General features: G+C 64.0%; 10 protein-coding genes. 2 read left to right on the forward strand and 8 right to left on the reverse strand.

From position 1 onward, the window contains the following. Positions 1-161 precede the first annotated feature (161 nt). From BBA01S_RS04880 to BBA01S_RS40065, 4 genes are all read right to left on the reverse strand, one after another. Positions 162-740: an NnrU family protein gene (locus BBA01S_RS04880; protein WP_027815454.1), complete on the reverse strand. Its 579-nt coding sequence runs from the start codon at positions 738-740 to the stop codon at positions 162-164. Positions 741-1039: 299 nt separating this feature from the next. After that, a complete protein-coding gene (locus tag BBA01S_RS04885; RefSeq protein ID WP_027815455.1) occupies positions 1040-1270 on the reverse strand; it encodes an H-NS family nucleoid-associated regulatory protein in 231 nt (76 codons plus the stop codon). A 318-nt stretch (positions 1271-1588) separates the two neighbouring features. After that, positions 1589-7564 carry an excinuclease ABC subunit UvrA gene (uvrA, locus tag BBA01S_RS40060; protein ID WP_407668290.1) on the reverse strand — a complete coding sequence of 1992 codons (5976 nt, stop codon included), beginning with the start codon at positions 7562-7564 and terminating at the stop codon, positions 1589-1591. Positions 7565-7753: 189 nt separating this feature from the next. Continuing rightward, positions 7754-10171, reverse strand: a complete 2418-nt coding sequence (locus tag BBA01S_RS40065) for a tetratricopeptide repeat protein (RefSeq protein ID WP_245641420.1) — start codon at positions 10169-10171, stop codon at positions 7754-7756. Between the two features lie 353 nt (positions 10172-10524). On the opposite strand from BBA01S_RS40065, the gene adhP reads away from it, so the two are divergent. Continuing rightward, positions 10525-11553, forward strand: a complete 1029-nt coding sequence (gene adhP, locus BBA01S_RS04900) for an alcohol dehydrogenase AdhP (RefSeq protein WP_027815456.1) — start codon at positions 10525-10527, stop codon at positions 11551-11553. A gap of 107 nt (positions 11554-11660) precedes the next feature. On the opposite strand, the gene BBA01S_RS04905 is transcribed toward adhP, so the two are convergent. The 4 genes from BBA01S_RS04905 to BBA01S_RS04920 form a co-directional block, all read right to left on the reverse strand. Next, positions 11661-11960 (reverse strand): putative quinol monooxygenase, encoded by a 300-nt coding sequence (locus tag BBA01S_RS04905; RefSeq protein WP_027815457.1) that lies wholly within the window; start codon positions 11958-11960, stop codon positions 11661-11663. Between the two features lie 57 nt (positions 11961-12017). After that, on the reverse strand, positions 12018-13112 hold the full coding sequence (locus BBA01S_RS04910; RefSeq protein ID WP_027815458.1) for an NADH:flavin oxidoreductase/NADH oxidase: 1095 nt from the start codon (positions 13110-13112) through the stop codon (positions 12018-12020). A gap of 208 nt (positions 13113-13320) precedes the next feature. Further along, positions 13321-14004, reverse strand: a complete 684-nt coding sequence (locus tag BBA01S_RS04915; protein WP_027815459.1) for a type 1 glutamine amidotransferase domain-containing protein — start codon at positions 14002-14004, stop codon at positions 13321-13323. Positions 14005-14274: 270 nt separating this feature from the next. Then, the gene (locus tag BBA01S_RS04920) at positions 14275-14877 is read right to left on the reverse strand and encodes a TetR/AcrR family transcriptional regulator (protein WP_027815460.1); all 603 of its coding nucleotides are present in this window, start codon (positions 14875-14877) and stop codon (positions 14275-14277) included. A gap of 158 nt (positions 14878-15035) precedes the next feature. Between BBA01S_RS04920 and BBA01S_RS04925 the strand changes: the two genes are divergently transcribed. Beyond that, positions 15036-15686 (forward strand): SGNH/GDSL hydrolase family protein, encoded by a 651-nt coding sequence (locus BBA01S_RS04925; RefSeq protein WP_027815461.1) that lies wholly within the window; start codon positions 15036-15038, stop codon positions 15684-15686. The last annotated feature ends 14 nt before the right edge of the window (positions 15687-15700 follow it).

Genomic DNA, 15700 nt, shown 5'->3' on the forward strand with positions numbered 1-15700 from the left:
CTTCGCGAGCCGCCGCTTGATGACTTTCACGTGGACTTTCACGCGGCTTTCATGAACCGGCCCTAAGATCGCTACCACTGCGATCTGATCGCGGAACTCCGAGCTGTACCTTGATGAGGCCTGCCATTGAGCAGGCTTCTTTTTTTGTGGCGGCGCGTTGTTCAGCCGAACGGTCTCACGCCGATCACCGGGCCATGCAGCCAGAACGCGAATATGGCCCACGCCACAAGGCCGATAACGACGGTCAGCCCGTCGCGCGCGAACGAGCCCGGCGTGTATACGACGCCCGCTTCGCGGTCGCGCCTGCGGCCCGCGCGCACTTCGACCAGCGACCAGACAAGAAAAACCAGAAAGAGCAGCATCGCGTGCAGCGTGCCGTTGGCGAGCAGGTGAGCGAACGCCCAGAGCGCCACGCCGCTCACGAAAGGCTGGCCCAGCGCGCGTTTGATGTGATTGCCGGGCACGTAGGCCGCCGTGAGCATCACGAACGCAATGGCGGTCAGCAGCCCGGTCAGGTGCGCCATGCCGCGAGGCGGCAGCCAGACAGGCACCGGATAGCGGCGCGCGAGCCCATAGCCCACCACGATCAGCACGATGCCGAGAATGGAGGCCAGCGCGAAAACGCCCCGCCATGCACGCACGCCGAAGCGCTCGATCTGCGCAGCACGCCAGGGCGCCGCCACGACACGAATCGAATGCACGCCGATAAAAAGCACGAGCCCAAGGACAAGCAACGCCATATCCGCCCCCTTGCAGCCGCCAGGCCGCAGCGAGCACGATTATGGCGCTTATTGCGCAACGCAGGCTTGAGCCTGCTTTTGAGCCTGCTTTTGAACCTGTTTATTGGGCTTCAACACAAAGACGGGACAGCACTGCCACAAACACGGGGCGCACCAACGCGAAGCGCCATTGATTAAATGGGCAATATTCGCCGAAAGGTATTTTAAAACGCCACTGAAGAAATATCGGAGAAGCCACAATCCGCCAAACGAGTGTCCGGCAGTCGGGTTACTTGCGCTTAATGGCCCGCCACACTGCACTAGCAGCGGAAATGCTCGATATCCTGACCCGCATGCTTATAACGCAACAGCCAGCTCGGCATATCGCCTTCTCCATTCCAGGAGTTGCCATATGCGTCGCGGTACTTCGGAAGCCGTTCGCTTTCTGCAATTGATGATTCAAGAACTTCGAGCGTAATGCCGTACTCGTCCATGCGGCGTTTAATCCACACGATGAGCCGTTCGCGCGCCTCACTGTCGAGGTCGAACATCGGTTAATTCCTCTCGCATCGCCAAGGGCCGGGCGTCGATCGACTTTCGAATCGTCTGCCCTGAAAAGACAAAGGCTTCGCTCTCTGGCGCGAAGCCTTGCTGCACTGATGAGATGACCAGGAGGTGGAATCCGTGGCCGGTCGGAGGGGATCTGAAGTCCGCTGCTCCGCTCGCCAGAATGTGCCGCAAAGGTGCGCGGCTGCTTGCTGCAAGCGGAACCCATCATACCTTGCCGCCACTGCCCAGATCAAGCGATTTGACGCCTGCGCAGGCCATTTAAAGCCGTTGCAGGCGTCTTTGCCGACCTTCGGGCGGGGTTACCCCTGGGACGCCCCCGCGCGCCGTCTGGCGCCCTCTGGCTTGCCCGCAACATCGCTCGCAACTTCGTTCGCAACCCCGTTCGCGGCCGCATCGGTTTGCGGGGCATCGGCAGCCGTGCGCGCGAGCACCGGCTTGAGCGCGACGCCCGTGTGACTCGCCGCCACTTTCACGAGCCCTTCGGGCTGCGCTGCGCCGACGATCGTGCCGCCGCCCACGCCGCCTTCGGGGCCGAGATCGATGATCCAGTCGGCTTCGGCAATCACGTCGAGATCGTGCTCGATCACCACCACGCTATGACCCGCATCGGCGAGTCGATGCAGCACGCGGATCAGGCGCGCGACGTCGGCCATGTGCAGGCCCACGGTCGGCTCGTCGAGCACGTAGAGCGTGTGCGGCGCCTTCTGCCCGCGCCGCGTGATGTCGTCGCGCACCTTCGACAGTTCCGTCACGAGCTTGATGCGCTGCGCCTCGCCGCCCGACAGCGTCGGCGACGGCTGGCCAAGCGTGAGATAGCCGAGCCCCACGTCCTTCATCAATTGCAGCGGATGCGAAATGCTCGTGATCGACGCGAAGAACTCCACGGCCTCGTCGATTTCCATGGTCAGCACTTCGCCGATGTTCCGGCCGCGCCACGACACCGCCAGCGTCTCCGGATTGAAGCGCTGGCCGTGGCAGACATCGCACGGCACTTTCACATCGGGCAGGAAGCTCATGCCGATAGTTCGGACTCCCTGGCCTTCGCAGGCGGGACAGCGGCCATCGCCCGTATTGAACGAGAAACGCGACGCGCTGTAGCCGCGCGCACGCGCTTCCAGCGTATCGGCGAACAGGCGGCGAATCGCATCCCACACGCCGATATAAGTGGCCGGACACGAACGCGGCGTCTTGCCGATCGGCGTCTGGTCGACTTCGAGCACGCGGTCGATGCTTTCCCATCCCGTGATCGAATCGCAGCCCTGCCACACATGCGCGACTTCGAGCTTCGGCTTCGCGCTCGTGCGCGCGAGCACGCTCGAACGGCGTTCAGCGGCGCTCGGTGCGCTTTCCTTCGCGGACTTGCGCGCGCGCCGTTCCGCCGGCGACGACAGCACCGAACGGCCCACGGCGTCGAGCAGGTTGGACAGCAGCACGTCGCGTGCGAGTGTCGACTTGCCGGAGCCGCTCACGCCCGTGATCGCCACGAGACGGCCGAGCGGAATCTGCGCGGTCACGTCGCGCAGGTTGTGCAGTTTGCCGCCATGCACGGTGAGCCATTGCGCGGGCACGGCTTCATGGCCCGCGCGCGCCGGCTTCACTTCCCGGCGCGGCTGCAACGGGTGCACGATCGGATTCGCGAGATAGCGGCCCGTGAGCGAATCAGGCTGCGCAGCAAGATCGGCGACCTTGCCTTGCGCGACCACGCGGCCACCGCGCTTGCCCGCGCTCGGCCCGATATCGATGATGTGATCGGCGCGACGGATCGTGTCCTCGTCATGCTCGACCACGACCAGCGTATTGCCCTTGTCGCCGAGATTGCGCAGCGCGTTGAGCAGAATCTGGTTGTCGCGCGGATGCAGGCCGATGGTCGGCTCGTCGAGCACGTAGCAGACGCCTTGCAGGTTGCTGCCGAGCTGCGCGGCCAGACGGATACGCTGCGCTTCGCCGCCGGACAGACTCGGTGCGGCGCGATCGAGACTCAGGTAACCCAACCCGACTTCCTCCAGGAACTGCAGGCGGCTGCGAATTTCGCTGATGACGTCGCGCGCAATCTGCGCGTCGCGGCCGTTGAGTTCGAGCGATTCGACCCATTGACGCGTCTGCGCCACCGTCCATTGCGCGACTTCGACGATCGCGTGTTCGTCGAAGGTCACGGCGCGCGCCTCGGGATTCAGGCGCGTGCCGTGGCAATCCGGACACGGCTCGTCAGCCATTCCTTCGGGTTCCTGTTCTTCCGAAGGCAGCGTCTGTTCACGGCCGCGGTCGTCGGCGGACATCACCGTATCGTCGTAGGCGGCGCGCTGCTCGCGCGTGAGCGCGAGACCGGTACCCACGCAGGTCGTGCACCAGCCGTGCTTGCTGTTGTACGAGAACATGCGCGGGTCGAGCTCGGGATAGCTCGTGCCGCACACCGGGCAGGCGCGCCGTGTCGACAGCACCTTCACCGCGCCGATCTGCGACGTCGACGTGCCGTTGCCGAGCGCGTCGTCGAGGCCGTCGAGCGGCGCGAGCAGATGCACGACGCCCTTGCCCGCTTCGAGCGTCGTTTCGAGCATCTGGCGCAATTGAGCCTCGTTTTCAGGCTCGATCACGAGATCGCCGACCGGCAGCTCGATCGTGTGTTCGCGGAAGCGGTCGAGTTTCGGCCACGGCGCGACCGGCACGAATTCGCCATCGACACGCAGATGCGTATTGCCGCGTCCCTTCGCCCATTTCGCGAGATCGGTATAGACGCCCTTGCGGTTCACGACGAGCGGCGCAAGCAGGCCTACATGCTGGCCTCGATGCTCGCGCAACAATTGCGCGACGATCGCATCGGCGCTTTGCGAGGTGACCGGCGTGCCGTCGTGCACGCAATGCTGCATGCCGAGTTTCACGTAGAGCAGGCGCAGGAAGTGCCACACCTCGGACGTGGTCGCGACGGTGCTCTTGCGGCCGCCGCGCGACAGGCGCTGTTCGATTGCGACCGTCGGCGGAATGCCGTACACGGCGTCGACTTCGGGACGGCCGGCAGGCTGCACGATCGAGCGCGCATAGGCGTTCAGCGATTCCAGATAACGGCGCTGCCCCTCATGGAACAGAATGTCGAACGCGAGCGTGGACTTGCCCGACCCCGACACGCCCGTAATCACATTGAAGCGACCATGCGGAATATCGACGTCGAGTGCCTTGAGGTTATGCTCGCGCGCATTGACGATGCGCACGACGTCCTCGCCCTGGATTTCGCGGCGTGCCTGCGCCGCGCGCATCGCGGTTTGCAGCGCAATGCCCTCTTCTTCCGCCAGCACGGGTTCGACGCCATGGCCGAGCGCGGCTTCATAGCGCTCCAGCGCAGCGCCCGTGTGCGAGCGCGGGCACGCGATCGCATCGTCTGGCGTGCCCACGCAGACCACTTCGCCGCCCGCATCGCCGCCTTCCGGGCCGAGGTCGATCAGCCAGTCCGCCGCGCGAATCACGTCGAGGTTGTGCTCGATGACGAGCAGCGAATGACCGCCCGCCAGCAGCTTGCCGAACGCGCGCATCAGCTTGGCGATATCGTCGAAATGCAGGCCCGTGGTGGGCTCGTCGAACATGAACAGGCGTCCGCCCGCGGCCTTGTCCTTGCCGCGCGCCTGCGCCGTTTCCGCGAGATAACCCGCGAGCTTCAGGCGCTGCGCCTCGCCGCCCGAAAGCGTCGGCACCGGCTGGCCAAGCTTCACGTATTCCAGGCCCACATCGACGATCGGCTGGATCACGCGCAATACTTCGGCATCCTGAGCAAAGCACTGTGCGGCTTCGCTCACGGTCAGGTCGAGCACGTCCGCGACCGACAGCAAGCGACCGCCGCGCTCGATCTTCACTTCAAGCACTTCCGGGCGATAGCGGCTGCCATCGCAGTCCGGACAACGCAGATAAACGTCGCTCAGGAACTGCATTTCGATGTGTTCGAAGCCCGAGCCGCCGCATGTCGGGCAGCGGCCTTCGCCCGAGTTGAAGCTGAACATCCCCGCCGAATAGCCGCGCTGCTTCGCGAGTGGCGCCTTGGCGAACAGCTTGCGGATTTCATCGAACGCGCCAACGTAACTGGCCGGGTTCGAACGCGCGGTCTTGCCGATGGGCGACTGATCGACGAATACGGCGTCCGTGATCTGCTCCGCGCCCGTGAGCGCGCGATACGCGCCCGGCGATTCCGTGGCCTTGCCCAGATGACGCGCGAGCGCCGGATAAAGCACGTCCTGCACGAGCGTCGATTTGCCCGACCCCGACACGCCCGTCACGCAGACAAGACGCTGCAAGGGAATCTGCACTGTCACGTCGCGCAGATTGTGTTCGCTCGCCCCTTCCAGCAGCAGGCTGGGCGTCTGCGCGTCGACAGGACGACGCTCCCAGTGCGAAGCATCGGCCACCGCGCGATGGCCGCCCAGGTACTCGCCGGTCAGCGTGCCGGACGAGCGGATATCGTTGGGCGTGCCGTCATAGACGATCGTGCCGCCGCGCTCGCCCGGGCCGGGCCCCATGTCGATCAGGCGGTCGGCGGCCAGCATCACCGAAGGGTCGTGCTCGACGACCACCAGCGTATTGCCCGCGTCGCGCAGGCGCTGCATGGCTTCGACGATGCGGTTCAGGTCGCGCGGGTGCAGCCCGATGCTCGGCTCGTCCAGCACGAAAAGCGTCTTGGTCAACGACGTGCCGAGCGCCGTGGTCAGGTTGATCCGTTGCACTTCCCCGCCCGACAGCGTGCGGCTCTGGCGATCCAGCGTGAGATAGCCCAGCCCCACGTCGCACAGATATTTGAGGCGCGTGCGGACTTCGGCGAGCAGCAGCTTGAGTGCATCGTCAAGGAGTGCCGACGATAGCGAAAGATTGTCGAAGAAGCGGCGAATGCGCTCGATCGGCAACAGCATCACGTCGTGCAGCGTGAGGCCGGGCAGCGCCTCCAGTTGCGCGCGCGACCAGTCCACGCCATGCGGCAGGAAACGCGCGGAGGGTGCGAGCACTTCGTCCGCATTTGCCTGCGTGCCCAGGCGCCACTGCAACGCTTCCGTCTTCAGGCGCGCGCCGCCGCAGGTTTCGCACGGCGTGTAGCTGCGGTACTTCGACAGCAGCACGCGAATGTGCATCTTGTACGCTTTCGATTCCAGATACTGGAAAAAACGCTTCACGCCGTACCACTGCGATTGCCAGCTGCCCTTCCAGTCCGGCGTGCCATTGAGCACCCAGTCGCGCTGTTCCTGCGTGAGCTCGGCCCAGGCGGTATCGCGCGGAATCCCGGCCTTGGCGGCATAACGCATGAGGTCGTCCTGGCACTCCTTCCATGCGGGCGTCTGCAGCGGCTTGATCGCGCCCCCGCGCAGCGACTTGCGCGCATCGGGAATCACCAGCCCCCAGTCCACGCCAATCACGCGGCCGAAACCCCGGCACACTTCGCAGGCGCCGTAAGCCGAATTGAACGAGAACAGCGCCGGTTGTGGGTCTGCGTAACGCAGGTCGCTGTCGGGGCAATGCAGCCCAGTGGAAAAACGCCAGATCTGCGGCTCGGATTTCGTATCGGAAACCTCGCCCGCAGCGTCGGTTTCCGATACGACATAAATGTTCACGCGCCCCGCGCCGCGCTTGAGCGACGCCTCGATCGCCTCGACCACGCGGCTCTTTTCGGCTTTCTGGACACGGAAGCGATCCGCCACCACGTCGAGCACCTTGCGCGTGCCGTCGGCGGTCTTGACCTCGCGCTGGGCCTGGACGCGCGTGTAGCCGCTAGCGGACAGCCATTGCTGGACTTCCTCTTCGGTCGTTGTGTCCGGCAGTTCGACCGGGAACGTCACCACCAGGCGCGGATCGCCCACCGCCGTACGCGCCAGCAGCTCGGCGTAGATCGTCTCCGGCGTGTCGTGCCGCACCGGCTGCGCCGTGACGCGATCGAACAGGTTCGCGGCACGTGCGTAAAGCAGCTTCAGGTGGTCGTTCAGTTCCGTCATCGTGCCGACCGTCGAACGCGAACTGCGCACCGGGTTGGTCTGGTCAATCGCGATGGCAGGCGGCACGCCATCGACGCGATCGACCTGCGGCCGATCCATGCGATCGAGGAACTGGCGTGCATACGCACTAAAGGTTTCGACGTAACGGCGCTGCCCTTCCGCGTAAAGGGTGTCGAACACGAGGCTGGACTTGCCCGAGCCGGACGGCCCGGTCACCACCGTCATTTCGCCGGTGTGCAGGTCGAGATCGAGGTTCTTGAGGTTGTGCTGACGGGCACCGCGGATTCGGATGGATCGGTTATCGCTCACTTGCGCTGGCATTCCGGATGGATCACAGGCGTGGGAACCGGGCGACAGGCCCGGCCGCTTTCGGCCCGATCGGGCGGGCAGAGTGTTTGAGATTTTACTGTATATTTATACAGCATGTTGGGCACGTGCTGAAACGCTCCCACAGCGGCTTTGCGGCCCGGCAACTCAGCCGGATGGCTTAGGCCATCCGGCTGAGTTGCGTCAGTTCCCGGTTTCCTGCGGGCCCTGGCGCGCGCCGGCCCACTCGCGCCACATCGCCTCGTACGCAGTTTCCATACCGCGCGCAAACCGCGCGCCGTCCATGAGTGGCGAGGCCTCCATCCGGGCGCGCAAGGTCGCGCGCAGATAAGCAAGACGCGGCAAATAGCTGGCGAGCGACACCACGGTCTGCACGAAATCCTCGTCGGAAAATGCGGCGAGCGCATCCAGCCCCAGATTCGCCAACTGTGACAGCCCGGCCCGGCCTGCGCAGGTCGCGCCGACCCGCGTCACCACCGGCACGCCCATCCACAGCGCGTCGAGCGTCGTGGTGTGGCCGTTGTACGGCAGCGTGTCGATGCCAAGGTCGATCTCATGGTACGTACGCAAATACGCGTCGCGCGGCTGGAACGGCACGAAACGCACGCGCGCCGCATCGATGCCGTGACGCGCGAGACGCGCCGCCAGGCGCGCCTGGGCATCGCCCTGCGCGGCCATCAACAGGAGACGCGCATTCGGCAACGCAGCCAACACGCGCGCCCACAATTCGAGCGTGGCGTCCGTCAATTTGCACGGATTATTCAGGCTGCCGAGCGTGACGTACCCCGCTTTCATCGCGGGCAGCGCATTGACCGCGGGTTCGCTCGCGAGCGGGTCGTAGCACCAGAACGTATCGGGCATGCGCACCGTGCGTTCGGTGTAATGCGCCTCGAACGAAGGCGGATCGAGTTGCGCATCGGTAAAGCGGTAGTCGATGGCCTCGATACCCGTCGTGCCGGGATAGGCCAGCCACGCGACCTGCACCGGCGCCGGTTTGCGCGCGAACAGCAAGGGCCGGCCATCGGCCATATGCATCGTGAGGTCGACGAGAATATCGATGCCGTCCGCGTGGATTTGCTGGGCAAGCGCCGCATCGCCAAGATGGCGCACGTCGTGCCACACGTCCACGTAGCCCGCGAGACGCGCGGTGACTTCATCGGGTCGCACGACGCTCGAATAGGCGTGAATCTCGAAGCGGCTTCTATCGTGGTTCGACAACAGCGGCGTCATGAACAATGCCTGGCAATGCTCACGAAAATCCGCCGATACATAGCCGATTTTTAGCCGGCGCTCCTGCAAGCCTGCGGGTGCATGCGAAAACCGCTGTGCACGCAACGGCATCTCGTGCTGCATCGACCAGCGGCGCGCCTCTTCCAGGATTGCGTCCGGCGTTGACGACTGAAACGAGAGCGCGTAAAGCAGGTTGCTGTGCGCGGTGAGATTGTCCGGATCGCTCTTGACGGCGCGCTGGAAACACGCGACGCCTTCGTCAAGCTCGCCGCGATCCTTTAAAACGTTGCCGAGATTGTTGAGCGTGGGTGAATGCTCCGGCGCAAGTTCAAGCGCCTTGCGCAGCAGCGCACATGCCCTGTCGTGATGACCCAGCGCGCGCTCCAGATTCGCAGCGTTATTCCAGGCATCGACGAAATCAGGACGCGCACGGATCGCGGTCTCGAATGCGTCCATGGCCGCTTTATGCTCGCCCAGTTCGCGGCACACGTTGCCGAGATTGTTGGCCGCTTCGGCATGGGACGGATCGATCGACAGTGCATGCCGATACTGCGCCTGAGCCTCGCTACGTTGACCAAGCGCGTGCAGCGCGTTGCCGTAGTTGTAGGCCGCATGCGCGAAGTGCGGCGCAATCTTCAGCGCACGTTCCAGCACGTTCGCGGCCTCTTGCGGATTGCCTTCGTCGAGCAGCAACGCGCCCAGGTTCACGAGCGCCGCTGTCGAATCGGGCGCAGCCGCAGCGGCTTCGCGCAGCAACGCCAGCGCTTGCGCGCGCTGACCTTGCGCGCGCATCAGCGTGCCGAGATTCACCAGCGCTTCGACATTGCCCGGTTGCGCCGCAAGCGCGCGTTCATAAGCTTGCTGCGCGCGCACTGGATCGCCGAGCAACTGGCGGCAAATGCCGAGGTTGTTGTATGCGTCGGCGCGCTGCGGATCGCGCTGCGTGACGCCGTCCCACGCCTGCGCCGCGTCGTGATGCGCGCCCTGCGCCTGCAAGGCGCTGGCCAGCCCGAACCAGTGATCCGGGTCGGCGGCGTCCTCCTCCAGCAACGCGCGATAGGCTGCGGCGGCCTCGGCGTGGCGATGCGCAAGCGCATACGCCTGCCCGATGGCCTCGCGATAGCGCCGACTGGCTGGCTCGATGTCGAGGGCTCGCGCGAGACCCGCGATGGCATCAGGATAGCGCCCCTGCTGGATCGCGATGACCGCGAGCCGGAAATGCGCAGGGCCATGCAAAGGGTCAAGTTCGACGATACGCCCATAAGCCGCCTGGGCGGCAGCAAAGTCGCCAGCGATATGTCGCTCGTGTGCCTGCTGGAAAAGGTCTTCTATTTGCATCCGGACGCACAGGTCGATGGGATAAACGTCCATTGTAATCGGCCAATGTGTCGGGCACTCGATGCCATGAATCCTTCATTTTGAAAGCAAACATTTGATTCGGAGTGCCATCTGATATGACATTGAAAATGCGCTCGTTAATTAACTTGATCGGCGCTTTACGGAGATTTGCGTCGATTTGACACGCGCAGATTCGGCGCATTCCTTCACACAATTTGGCACACTGAAAGAGTCACGAAAGCATGAGCGCGCAGGTGCCAGTCCCGCCTCATCGAGGCACTTGCGCCCCGCATCCGGTGCCGGCAGTCGCCGGCGCACCAAGGTGGGCGAACGTTGCGCCAGCATCCAGTTCTGCGCGGCGCGCCCCCGCAAACAGGAGCCCGATGATGAGCAAGACAATGCAGGCAGCCGTGGTTCGTGCCTTTGGCAAGCCACTGGTTATCGAAGAAGTGGCGATTCCCGAGCCAGGCCCCGGCGAACTCATCGTGAAGATCGAAGCCTGCGGTGTGTGCCATACCGACTTGCATGCCGCACACGGCGACTGGCCGGTCAAGCCCCAACCGCCCTTCATTCCGGGCCATGAGGGTGTCGGCTTCGTGGTGGGTGTGGGCAGCGGCGTGAAGCACGTGAAGGAAGGCGACCGCGTGGGCATTCCGTGGCTCTACTCGGCGTGCGGACATTGCGAGCATTGTCTTGGCGGCTGGGAAACGCTCTGCGAACAGCAGAAAAACACCGGCTATTCGGTCAACGGCGGCTTCGCGCAATATGCAAAAGCCGATGCGAACTACGTGGGCCTGCTGCCCAAGGGCGTGAACTTCATCGATATCGCACCAGTACTTTGTGCAGGCGTCACGGTCTATAAAGGCCTGAAAGTGACCGATACGCGCCCCGGCAATTGGGTCGTGATTTCGGGTGTGGGCGGACTCGGCCACATGGCCGTGCAATACGCGCGGGCGATGGGCCTCAACGTCGCCGCCGTCGATGTTGACGATACGAAACTCGAACTGGCGAAACGTCTGGGCGCTACCGTCACGGTCAACGCGAAAACCACCGATCCGGCGGCTTATCTAAAGAAGGAAATAGGCGGCGCACATGGCGTGCTGGTGACCGCAGTTTCGCCGATCGCCTTTTCGCAGGCACTGGGGATGGTGCGGCGCGGCGGCACGGTGTCGCTCAACGGCCTGCCGCCGGGCGACTTCCCGCTGCCGATCTTCGACATGGTGCTAAGCGGCGTGACCGTACGCGGCTCGATCGTCGGCACGCGGCTCGACCTGGAAGAGTCGCTGATGTTCGCGCAGGAAGGCAAGGTCAAGGCGACCGTCAGCACTGACCGGCTCGAAAACATCAACGACGTTTTTGCACGCATGGAACGCGGCGCAATCGAGGGCCGCGTGGTGCTCGATTTCGCTAACTGATGCGTAGAACGGCTTGATTTACGCCGTAAAAAATAAGCGCCGGGGCAGTACATCGCCCCGGCGCTTTCTCTTCTGAACGCGATCAGCGCGTCAGCAATGCATCAACGTCAAGCGGCGATATCCACGCCCACCAGCGTCTTGACGTCCACCGGCGCGGCCAGCCAGTCGCCGATCTTGCCGCGAAACGCCACGTAGTGCGCGCTGTCGCGATGCGCCTGCACCGCCGCTTCGTCCACGTAGGTCTCAAAGAGGTGAAAGCCCGGCACACCATCTGCGCGACGCAGCAGGTCGTAGCGGCGATTGCCCGCTTCCTTGCGCGTTTCGGCCACCATGTGGCGCAGTTCCGCTTCGAGGTCGGCGACGTGCTCAGCCTTGGGCGTGAGGCTCGCAAAGAGATAAATGCTCATCAGGATGTCCTTATCGTCAACGGACTTTCCGATCGGAAAGTCCGGTATCTACGCAGCTTACGCCTTGTAGCGTTCGAGCCAGTGCGCGTACGGCGTGGGCAGCGTCCACGCCGCGCGATCGACCTTCAGTTCCTGCGCGGCGAAATACGGCCAGTGCGGGTTCGCCAGATGTGCGCGGCCGACCATCACCAGATCGAGCTGTTCCGACGCGACGGAACGCTCGGCCAGTTCCGGCGTGCCGATACCCCATGCCGACGACACCGGCAGACCGGCAGCGCGGCGCACCTTCTGCGCGATCGGCGCGAGGAACGCCGGCGCCCACGGAATCTGCGCGGTCGGCGTCGAGAACCCGACGCTCACGCTCAGCATGTCCAGACCTTCGCGCTTGAAGTTCTTCGTGAGTTCGATCGATTCGGCGAGCGTCTGCTCGTCGCGGCCGTCGTATTCGATCACGCCAAAACGTGCCGTCAGTGGCAGGTGTTCCGGCCAGACCTTGCGCACGGCAGCGAGCGTTTCCAGAAGGAAACGGCTGCGGTTTTCGAGGCTGCCGCCATAGGCGTCGGTGCGCTGGTTCGAATGTTCCGAGAAAAAGCTCTGGCCAAGGTAGCCATGCGCGAAGTGCAGTTCAAGCCATTCGAAGCCCGCATCCAGCGCGCGCTTTGCCGCCGCGACGAAATCCTCGCGCACTCGCGCGATGTCGTCGATCGTCATTTCCTGCGGCACCTTCGGCAAGTTCGCGCCAAACGGAATCGCGGACGGCGCGATGGTCTGCCAGCCGCGCGCGTCGCCTTCGGCGATATGGTCGTCGCCTTCCCACGGACGGTTCGCGCTCGCCTTGCGGCCTGCGTGTGCGATCTGGATGCCGGGCACCGAGCCTGCAGCCTTGATGGCGGCGACCGTCGGCGCAAAGGCCCTGGCCTGCTCGTCGTTCCAGATACCCGTGCAGCCCGGCGTGATGCGGCCTTCAGGCGACACCGCCGTCGCCTCGACGATCACGAGGCCCGCGCCGCCACGGGCGATCTGCGCGTAATGGACGTGGTGCCAGTCGTTAATCATGCCGTCGACGGCCATGTACTGGCACATCGGCGGCACGGCGATGCGGTTACGCAGGGACACATCTTTGAGCTTGAACGGTTCGAACAATGCGGACATCTACTGCTCTCCTTGATCGGCGCGCACCGGCATTCCGGCTGACATTCGCGCCCTTGAAAAAACGGTGAATGGAGTAATCGGGATTTCCTTTCGTCACGCGTTATCGCGGCAAGCAACAAAAAACCCTCCACGCGCCGCGTAGGTCGCGGCGCGCGGGGTTACTTGAAGTTGCTTGAAGTCGACGAAAGGAAACGGGGATAAGCGACGCTTACTTCTTGCCCAGCAGCGCGAGCAGCGCTTCGGCGACCGGCTCGGACGATGCCGGATTCTGGCCCGTGATGAGCAGGCCATCGGTGGCGACGTGCGGCGCCCAGTCGGCCGCCTTCGAGTAATTGCCGCCGTTTGCCTTGAGCATGTCCTCGACGAGGAACGGCACCACGTCCGTCAGTTGCACCGCGTCTTCTTCGCTGTTCGCGAAGCCGGTGACGTTCTTGCCGGCCACGATCGAGCGGCCATCCGCACCCTTGACGTGACGCAGCACGCCCGGCGCATGGCACACAGCCGCCACCGGCTTGCCTGCCGCAAGCGTCTTTTCGATCAGCGCGATCGACTGCGGATCTTCTGCGAGATCCCAGAGCGGGCCGTGGCCGCCCGGATAGAACACCGCGTCGAAGTCGTTCGCGTCGATATCGGCGAGACGTTTCGTATTGGAAAGTTCGGCTTTTGCGGCCGCGTCGGCATCGAAGCGGCGCGTGGCATCGGTCTGCGCCGAGGGATCGCTGCTCTTCGGGTCAAGCGGCGGCTGGCCGCCCTTGGGCGAAGCCAGCGTGATCTTCGCGCCTGCGTCGCGCAGCGCGAAGTAAGGGGCGGCAAATTCTTCGAGCCAGAAACCCGTCTTCTTGCCCGTGTTGCCGAGTTCGTCGTGCGAAGTCAAAACGATCAGTACGTTCATCGATGTGTCCTTGTGTCGATGATGCCGGAACGCTTGCGCGTCCATGGAACCGGTCTCTCGCGCTGCATCACTATGTTCAGCGCTCGTTCAATTAGACCGGTCGTCTAGTTACTTGCCGCATGACACGACTCTTCACGAAGACGCCCGCTTAGGGACGTCCGAGCGATGATGTCATGCCGATGTGGCGTATTGGTTACGCCTTGAAGTACGACCTTTGGTTAAAACTTGTGGCTACAACCTGCGGATACGACCGGGTCATGCGTTCGCGATTCAACTGGCGTGCGGCAGATTCAGAAGCAGCCGCGTCGTCACCATCGCGGCGTCGAGCGGGCGACGATCGCGACGGATTTTCTCCATCAGCGTCGCGCCCAGCCACAGTTCGTAAAGCGTTGCCGCCGTCGAGCCTGCATCGCCGATACCGGTCAGCGAGCCGTCGGCGCGCCCCTCGTCGATACAGGCCGCGATGCGGCGGATGATCTCTTCGGTGCCACGGCGCAGCACCGCGCGCATCGGCTCGGACAGGTCGCTGACTTCCGCGCCGAGCTTCACAGCAAGGCATTTGCCATCGGGGCCGTCCGCGCACTGCATCACGCGCCATTCCTCGAAATAGCCCATCAGGCGCTCGACGGGCGAACCGCCGCGCTGCACGAGCTGTTCTTCGAGACGTTCTTCATATTCGTCGAAGTAGCACTTCAGCAAGGCTTCGCCGAATGCCTCCTTCGAACCGAAATAGTGATAGAACGACCCCTTGGGGACGCCCGCGGTCGCGAGAATCTCGTTGAGACCGACGGCCGAAAAACCCTTGCCCAGAATGATGGGCATGGCGGTATCGAGGATGTGTTGCCGCACTTCGACGGCTGGCGCTGCGTTCATGGGTTGCCATGTTACAGGTGGATTAGACCAGTCGTCTAGTAATCTCCCGACTCACGAAGTGGATTTATCGCACCGGCCCGGCACGCGTGTTCGCGCACTAGAAAACGCGCGGCAGCTGGAGATTTCGCATCGGAAACTCACCACCAGGAGAGCCATCCATGTCGTTACGCACCCTGCTCTGTTTTGGCGATTCGAACACCCACGGCACCAAGCCGCTGAACCTTCCCGGCGTGCTCGAACGCTTCGGCCCTGCCGACCGTTGGCCCGGCGTGCTGGCTGCCGCGCTTGGCGACGGCTGGCAGATCGTCGAAGAAGGCCTGCCCGCACGCACCACGGTTCACGACGACCCGATCGAGGGACGCCACAAGAACGGCCTCGCCTATTTGCGCCCGTGCCTGGAGAGCCAGTTGCCGGTCGACGTGGTCGTGCTGATGCTCGGCACCAACGACCTCAAGGCACGCTTTTGCGTCACGCCTGCCGATGTCGCCAATTCGGTGGACGTGCTGCTTGAAACGCTGGTCGCCTGCCGCGCGGGGCCGGACGGTACGACACCGCATGTGCTGCTGATGTCGCCCGCGCCGATCCAGGAAGTAGGCTTTCTCGGCGAGATTTTCACGGGCGGCGCGGCCAAGTCGCGCCTGCTCGCGCCGCTCTATGAACGCGTGGCGGTCAAATACGGCTCGGCGTTTCTCGATGCGGGCGAATTCGCGCGCGTCAGTTCGACCGACGGTATTCACTACGAAGCGGAGCAGCATCACAAACTCGGCAACGCCGTGGCGAACGTCGTGCGCCAGCGCTTTATCGACTGAACGCACTCAGGGGC

Origin of the sequence: Paraburkholderia bannensis NBRC 103871 (assembly GCF_000685015.1) — a bacterium.
Classification (GTDB): domain Bacteria; phylum Pseudomonadota; class Gammaproteobacteria; order Burkholderiales; family Burkholderiaceae; genus Paraburkholderia; species Paraburkholderia bannensis.